The organism is Salmonella sp. 32070601201500089SM (genome assembly GCF_017573605.1).
GTDB classification, from domain to species: Bacteria; Pseudomonadota; Gammaproteobacteria; order Enterobacterales; family Enterobacteriaceae; genus Salmonella; species Salmonella enterica.
In genome coordinates this window covers 88,323-94,694 of the sequence record NZ_JAGETK010000017.1, presented here as the reverse complement: position 1 = coordinate 94,694, position 6,372 = coordinate 88,323, and the positions used below count along the sequence as shown (strand labels likewise).

General features: G+C 53.8%; 7 protein-coding genes. All 7 read left to right on the top strand.

Annotation, left to right across the window (positions count from 1 at the left end):
• Window positions 1–75 precede the first annotated feature (75 nt).
• Window positions 76–1,200: a site-specific integrase gene (locus tag J4728_RS21240; RefSeq protein WP_013307880.1), complete on the top strand. Its 1,125-nt coding sequence runs from the start codon at window positions 76–78 to the stop codon at window positions 1,198–1,200.
• A 212-nt stretch (window positions 1,201–1,412) separates the two neighbouring features.
• Entirely contained in the window at window positions 1,413–2,234 is an 822-nt protein-coding gene (locus tag J4728_RS21235) for a hypothetical protein (protein ID WP_001681675.1), read from the top strand.
• A 101-nt stretch (window positions 2,235–2,335) separates the two neighbouring features.
• Entirely contained in the window at window positions 2,336–3,538 is a 1,203-nt protein-coding gene (locus J4728_RS21230) for a conjugal transfer protein TraF (protein WP_013307879.1), read from the top strand.
• A 103-nt stretch (window positions 3,539–3,641) separates the two neighbouring features.
• Window positions 3,642–4,100, top strand: coding sequence for a DotD/TraH family lipoprotein (locus J4728_RS21225; RefSeq protein WP_025750398.1), 459 nt, complete (start codon window positions 3,642–3,644; stop codon window positions 4,098–4,100).
• Window positions 4,097–4,933 (top strand): type IV secretory system conjugative DNA transfer family protein, encoded by an 837-nt coding sequence (locus tag J4728_RS21220; RefSeq protein WP_000745049.1) that lies wholly within the window; start codon window positions 4,097–4,099, stop codon window positions 4,931–4,933. The genes J4728_RS21225 and J4728_RS21220 overlap by 4 nt, the downstream gene beginning before the upstream one ends.
• Window positions 4,917–6,065: a plasmid transfer ATPase TraJ gene (gene traJ, locus J4728_RS21215; RefSeq protein ID WP_013307876.1), complete on the top strand. Its 1,149-nt coding sequence runs from the start codon at window positions 4,917–4,919 to the stop codon at window positions 6,063–6,065. The genes J4728_RS21220 and traJ overlap by 17 nt, the downstream gene beginning before the upstream one ends.
• Window positions 6,062–6,352: an IcmT/TraK family protein gene (gene icmT / locus J4728_RS21210; RefSeq protein WP_000817801.1), complete on the top strand. Its 291-nt coding sequence runs from the start codon at window positions 6,062–6,064 to the stop codon at window positions 6,350–6,352. The genes traJ and icmT overlap by 4 nt, the downstream gene beginning before the upstream one ends.
• Window positions 6,353–6,372: the final 20 nt, after the last annotated feature.

Sequence of the window (6,372 nt, the reverse complement as noted above, 5' to 3'; positions counted from 1 at the left end):
ACCGGATTGGCACAGAGACATTGCATTTCTGATTCAGTATTCCTACCTTCCTCGGATTTATCGTGGAAGGCAGATATGTTTCGAAAAATAAAAATTCGCAAAATGACTCTCAACCGGGCGCTGGACAAATACCTGAAGACAGTATCCATCCACAAAAAAGGTCATCTGCAGGAGTTTTATCGCGTCAATGTGATTAAACGTCACCCTATGGCCGAGCGCTATATGGATGAAATCACCACCGTTGATATCGCCACTTACCGGGATCAGCGTTTGGCTCAAATTAACCCACGAACAGGGCGTCAAATCACCGGAAACACCGTCCGTCTTGAACTTGCTCTTTTATCATCATTATTCAATATCGCCAGTGTGGAATGGGGGACATGCCGTATGAATCCTGTTGAACTGGTCCGAAAACCCAAAATCAGTAGTGGACGCGATCGTCGCCTGACTTCTGGCGAAGAACGCCGACTCTCCCGCTATTTCAGAGATAAAAATCAGCAGCTCTACGTTATCTTCCATCTGGCCCTGGAAACAGCAATGCGACAGGGGGAAATCCTCACATTACGCTGGGAACACCTCGATTTGCAGCACGGAGTGGCGCATCTTCCTGAAACGAAAAATGGTTTACCACGCGATGTCCCACTCTCCCGGAAAGCTCGCAACTACCTGCAAATTCTGCCACAACAGATAAACGGCAATGTGTTCAGTTACACCTCATCCGGTTTCAAAAGCGCCTGGCGTACCGCACTTCTGGACCTGAAAATAGAAAATCTGCATTTTCACGATCTCCGTCATGAAGCCATCAGCCGATTTTTCGAACTTGGTACATTGAATGTCATTGAAGTTGCCGCTATTTCAGGCCACCGCTCCCTGAACATGTTAAAACGGTACACGCATCTCCGGGCATATCAGCTGGTCAGCAAACTCGATGCCAAGCGTAAACAGACCAGCAAAATTTCCCCTTATTTTGTTCCCTACCCTGCAACTGTCGGGTGCAGAAACGGGCTGTTTGTCGTGACACTGCACGATTTCGACCTTGAAACCCGTGCAGAAACCCGGGAACTGGCTATATCTCATGCCAGCGTATTGTTGCTGCGCACACTGGCACAGGCGGCTCAGCGGGGTGAACGCGTTCCCACGCCAGGCGAGCTACCCGCAAACATTGATGAACGGGTCATGATTTGTCCGTTAACAAACTGAAGGCATATCAGAATGAAAATCAACTTTTGCTTCCGGGTTAAATTAATCACGGTCATCCTGTCCGAATCCTTTTCATTCGCCCTTAAAACAGAGTTGCAAACACTCTTGAAACACACTCGATCATAACGATCGAAATAACTCGCTTCCGTTTAAAAAACACTCTCTTTAGACTCAATTTATGAACAAAACACGCTGACCCGCATGGAGGTGAAATGAAAACTGACAGCACAGGTATTGCCGCCCGTATGATGCTCTCCCTGGACAGGGAGCGAATTTGCGAATGCCTGCTCAGTCATCGCCAGCTGCAGTCCACACCCCTGCAGGTTCGTTATCCGCAGGGAGTCAGGGATGCCCTTGGTATCATGAGCGAACAGCTTTCTCTTTCCGTCTCTGACCTGACACGTATCCTGGTCGAAGACGCGTTAAGTGAAATGTTTCTTCCTGCAGATAACATCGTCCGCCGTCTTCTCAGCAGGATGGAGCACATCATGCAGGCACATGATATCAGCGCAACAACGATGGCTGCATTACTGGCCCCCTGGAATATCCGCCCTGCCGTCTTCCGGGAGCCGGACAGACTCACTGACTATCTGACCGGGGAGATTCTTGCAGCACTGGCTGACTGGTTTTATCTCAGTCCGGAATGGCTGAACGGCAGGGTGCATTATCCACTGTATCGTCCGGGAGACTGGCCAGCCACACAGGAGATATTCTGCAGGATTATTTCAGCCCGCGAGAATATGGACATTATTCTCTGGCATGGTTTTCCGTTTGCCGGAACGCATTCCGGAGAATATTGCGGCGTTCTGCTCAGGCAGAAAAAAGAAATTAATAACACCATTATTTATCCGGTACTTTCGTTATATCCGGTCAGAATGGATATAGAAAAAGAAGGCTGGTTTCAGATGGCCCGAAAAATATCTCCGGATATCCCTGTTCGCGCCGTAACACTCACTCCGGCACAGGCAGAATATCTGATAACAGGAAAAATATTACCCACTGCGTTATTCAGGGTTCCGTTATCCCCCTGGTAATAATACTGAGCAATAAACCGGAATAATACACCAACTGTTTTTAATGGCACAGCCGTGCCCTCTGTTGTTATACCCAAAATACCTCAATACAGGAAACTGAAATGATGATGAAAAAGCATATTACCCGTACTCTCATCGCGTCTGCCGTTTTATTTTCCTTTAATTCGACTGCAGCAACGTCATATTTTGAAGCCCGCAATGATGCGATGGGAGGAACGGGGGTTGCCTCCTCTCACTATGGTGTGGCCCCACTGGCAAACCCGGCACTGCTGACAAAATCCGGTGCAAAAGATGACTTCAGTCTTCTGCTTCCGTCCGTGGGTGCGCAGCTGTCCGATCCGGGTAATATCGCCGACAACGCCGACAAAATCAGCGATGACTGGAAAGCCTTCGACCGTGCCGTCGACAGCCACTCCGGGGTACCGCAGACAGCGGCCCGCCTGAAAGAGAGACTGCAGGACTTCCGGAACACCCATGCCAGCGCACAGGCCGGGGTATCTGCTGTGGCGGCCCTTCCCGGTGATACCCTCGCTGCTGCACTGATGCTGAAAACGTTCGGGACTGTCAGCGTCGACGGTAAAGTCAGCGATGCCGACCTGAACTATCTGGAAAGCATTGCAGACAGTGGCAGCCAGGATGTGGATAAAAACAGACTGACCTCACAGGCTTTTGCCCGTGCCGCACTGATCACCGATGTGGGCGTTGCGCTGGCCACTGAACTGGAAACGGCCGGACAAAAATGGTCACTGGGCTTCACACCAAAATTCCAGCGTGTTGACCTGTTTAACTACAATACGCTGATAAAAAACTATGACAGCAGCGCATTCAAAGGTGACCGTTACCACAACACCCAAAACGGTATTAACGCTGATATCGGTGCCAGCATGGACCTGGATGACAACTGGACGCTGGGTCTGGTCGCACAGAACCTGATCCCACGCAGCATTGAGACCAAAGAGGTACATGGTGTCACTGAAACCTTCAGGATCCGTCCGCAGGTAACGACCGGCGTATCATGGCACAACGACATGTTCACCACGGCACTGGATGTGGATCTGACCCCGGCCAGCGGCTTCACATCAGACAGCAAACGTCAGTTTGCCGCCGTTGGTGCTGAGTTTAATGCCTGGAAATGGGCACAGTTACGTACCGGTTACCGCCAGAATCTGGTCAGCAACAACGGCAGTGCATTCACTGCCGGGATTGGGCTCTCACCGTTTGATGTGATTCACATTGATGTCGCCGGCCTCGTGGGCACCGACAACAACTACGGTGCCATTGCTCAGTTACAGTTCACCTTCTGATTATCACGCCCCGGGACGCCCGGGGCTTCTGACCTGAATCTGCTCGTTTCCGCTCTTCTGGCCACTCACCGCCAGTCCTGTTCATTATTTTCCGGATAAAACCATGCAAAAAAAACGTATCACCCTTGCAGGGGGAGTTACCATGCTCTGTCTGAGCGGCTGTCATCTTCCCCCGGATAATACCGCACCGGCCAGGAAGTACGGTGCAGCTTCTGAAGTCGCTGTCACACGACATGCACAGTATCAGTTGTGGGAGCAGGGCACGTATTCTGCAGCCCTGCCTTCCCGCCAGCCCGGAGGCAGCCTGCAGGCTCACAGCGGGCGGGTTTCCTTTGACTGGGAAGGCGATGCTCTGGAGCTCCTGAGCGAGCTGGCCCGTCTGCGCGGACAACAGTTCAGTTACAGCGGCGTGCGTCTTCCCCTGCCCGTCTCACTCCATGTACGCGATATGACCTTCGCTGATGCCCTTCGTCTCACAGAGGCCCAGACTGCCTGGCGGGCAGTCCTCTCACAGTCAGCCGGGCGTTTACATCTTTCCTATATGCCAACGGAGAAAAAATGAAAAAACAGGTCTGTCTCCTGCTGTCCGGGCTCCTGCTGGCAGGCTGTGCCGGACAGCACCATCGCCCCCCTGCCGGTATGGCAGGCAATTTACCACCGCCGGATCTCCGGGCATGGCTGACGCCCACTGACAACCAGGATGACGGCATTTCAGACACCCGTCGCCAGATGCTCACGGACGCCGGACGAACGCTGGGATTCCGTGGCGGAAAAGCACAGCGCTCATGGGAACTGATTCAGGCACTGAATGCCCGGGAAAGTACACTGAATGCCCTGTATGACTTCCGTCCCCTTATCAGCAGGGAAGGCTGGCTGCCCCCTGTTATTGATGAAGCGCAGGATGTTGCTCACATTCAGCCTGACCAGATAAGAACCGCGTCCCGTGTCTGGACCATCCTGCGCCCCGAACGTTTTGTCAGTAACCCGCCGGGCTGGCGTGACTGGCTTCTGCGGGGGCTTTCCACTACCGCCACCCCGGGAACTGAGGGCCGTGTTGTACCGGAAGACCGCGCACAGCGCAGACTCTGGGAAAACGCACTCCGCCAGGGCTGGCAGGAAGGCCGTGACAACGCTGACCTCACCCTGGAAGCCAACCAGAAACGCCTGACCCGGGATTACCGGGGAATGATGCTTTATGCCCTGCTCTGGCGTCAGGGCATGATCACACGCCCGGATGTGACTGAACAGCGGCAGACCGTCACCGGTAACGGCAGGAAACTCATCACCGGAGACCACGTCCGCCGTCTGAAGACACACGCGGAATTCACCCTGCAGAAATCACGCTGGCGTCCGGTCGTCAGCACGGAAGGAGCCCCCGATGAAATTACCCGATGAGTTCGGCACATTCCCTTTCGCCCGTTTCACGGCCGAAGAGTTTCGCTATTTTTTTGCCTGGTGTGCCCGACACCGCGTCAGTGATATCGATCTGACAGGCGGCTCACCGGTATCTGTCAGTCGCTTTGGACGGCGGGTACGTTCGTCCGCACATCCTCTGCCGTCCTCCATCATGATGGCGCTGAGTGATGAATTGTTTGGACGGGAAGTCCTTCCCCGGGTGCTGTCCGGTCATCCCGTGGACCGTACCATTCAGGTCAGCGGTGATGCCTCCGGTCGCTACGGTCTGCAACGGGGGCAGCGTGTTCGCCTGCGCTGTCACCTGATTCAGGGAACATCAGCAACAGAAGAAAAAGTAATCTCCGTCACCATGCGGGTGATCCCGTCCGATATTCCGGACATCCTCACCATGAATATTGAACCGGACCTGCTGGATGCCATGCTCCGGAAAACCGGTCTGGGTTTCATCTGCGGAGAGACTGGCTCCGGTAAATCCACACTGGCAGCGGCACTGTACCGCTACATTCAGACGCATTTCCCCGACCGCAAAACGGTGACCTATGAAGATCCGGTGGAATACATTCTGGGGGGAGAGAATGACCTTCTGCCACCCCATCAGGCCGAAATCGGGCGTGATGTGGAAAGTTTTGCGGCAGGACTTCGCTCTGCCGTTCGCCGTAACCCGGACATCATCGGTATCGGTGAGATCAGGGATTATGAAACGGCAGATGCAGCCGTCCAGGCAGGTAACACCGGTCACTTCTGCATCGGCACCATGCACACCAAATCACCCGGTGAAACCTTTGCCCGGCTGCTGGGGTTATTTCCACCGGAAATCAGGGATTCAATGGCAGCCGCCACCCTTTCCCTGGTGCAGTTCATTCTGGTGCAGGTCCTGGTCAGAACAAATGACGGTGGCAGACAGGCCGTCCGGGAATACATCGTCATAACTGACGAACTGCGTGATACGCTCTCCCGGCAGTCCCATGCGACATGGGGGCATTACATTGATGAAATCATTCGCAAGGAAAAACGGCGGATACGGGATCTGGTTCTGACCATGTATCAGACGGGCAGCATTGAGGCATCAGAAGCTGCGCTCTTCATCCCGGCCGGAGAATTCCCCAAATGAAACGCGAAGGCTTCTGGCGGGATGTCACCCCGCCACTGAATATTTATGGTGTCCCGTTGCCGTTTACCATGATTTACCTGCTGCTGTTTCCGTATCCGTCAAAAACAACATTCTGGGTGTGCAGCGGCATTCTGCTGTTTTTTGTGCTCCTGGGGTACTCAGGATGGACTGTCCGGACGCTCTGCCGGCGTCTGTACAGCCTGGTGCAGGGTAAACAGGCGTCAGGCCGTCCCTGGTGGTACCGGCATCGCACAGAATTACCCCGTGAATGGCGCGGAACGGAATAACCCTCTTTTGGTTACCATCC

Excerpts from the sequence above, each read along its gene's own strand:
- J4728_RS21240 (WP_013307880.1), top strand. The coding sequence starts at position 76 with ATGTTTCGAAAAATAAAAATTCGCAAAATGACTCTCAACCGGGCGCTG.
- J4728_RS21235 (WP_001681675.1), top strand. The coding sequence starts at position 1,413 with ATGAAAACTGACAGCACAGGTATTGCCGCCCGTATGATGCTCTCCCTG.
- J4728_RS21230 (WP_013307879.1), top strand. The coding sequence starts at position 2,336 with ATGATGATGAAAAAGCATATTACCCGTACTCTCATCGCGTCTGCCGTT.
- J4728_RS21225 (WP_025750398.1), top strand. The coding sequence starts at position 3,642 with ATGCAAAAAAAACGTATCACCCTTGCAGGGGGAGTTACCATGCTCTGT.
- J4728_RS21220 (WP_000745049.1), top strand. The coding sequence starts at position 4,097 with ATGAAAAAACAGGTCTGTCTCCTGCTGTCCGGGCTCCTGCTGGCAGGC.
- traJ (WP_013307876.1), top strand. The coding sequence starts at position 4,917 with ATGAAATTACCCGATGAGTTCGGCACATTCCCTTTCGCCCGTTTCACG.
- icmT (WP_000817801.1), top strand. The coding sequence starts at position 6,062 with ATGAAACGCGAAGGCTTCTGGCGGGATGTCACCCCGCCACTGAATATT.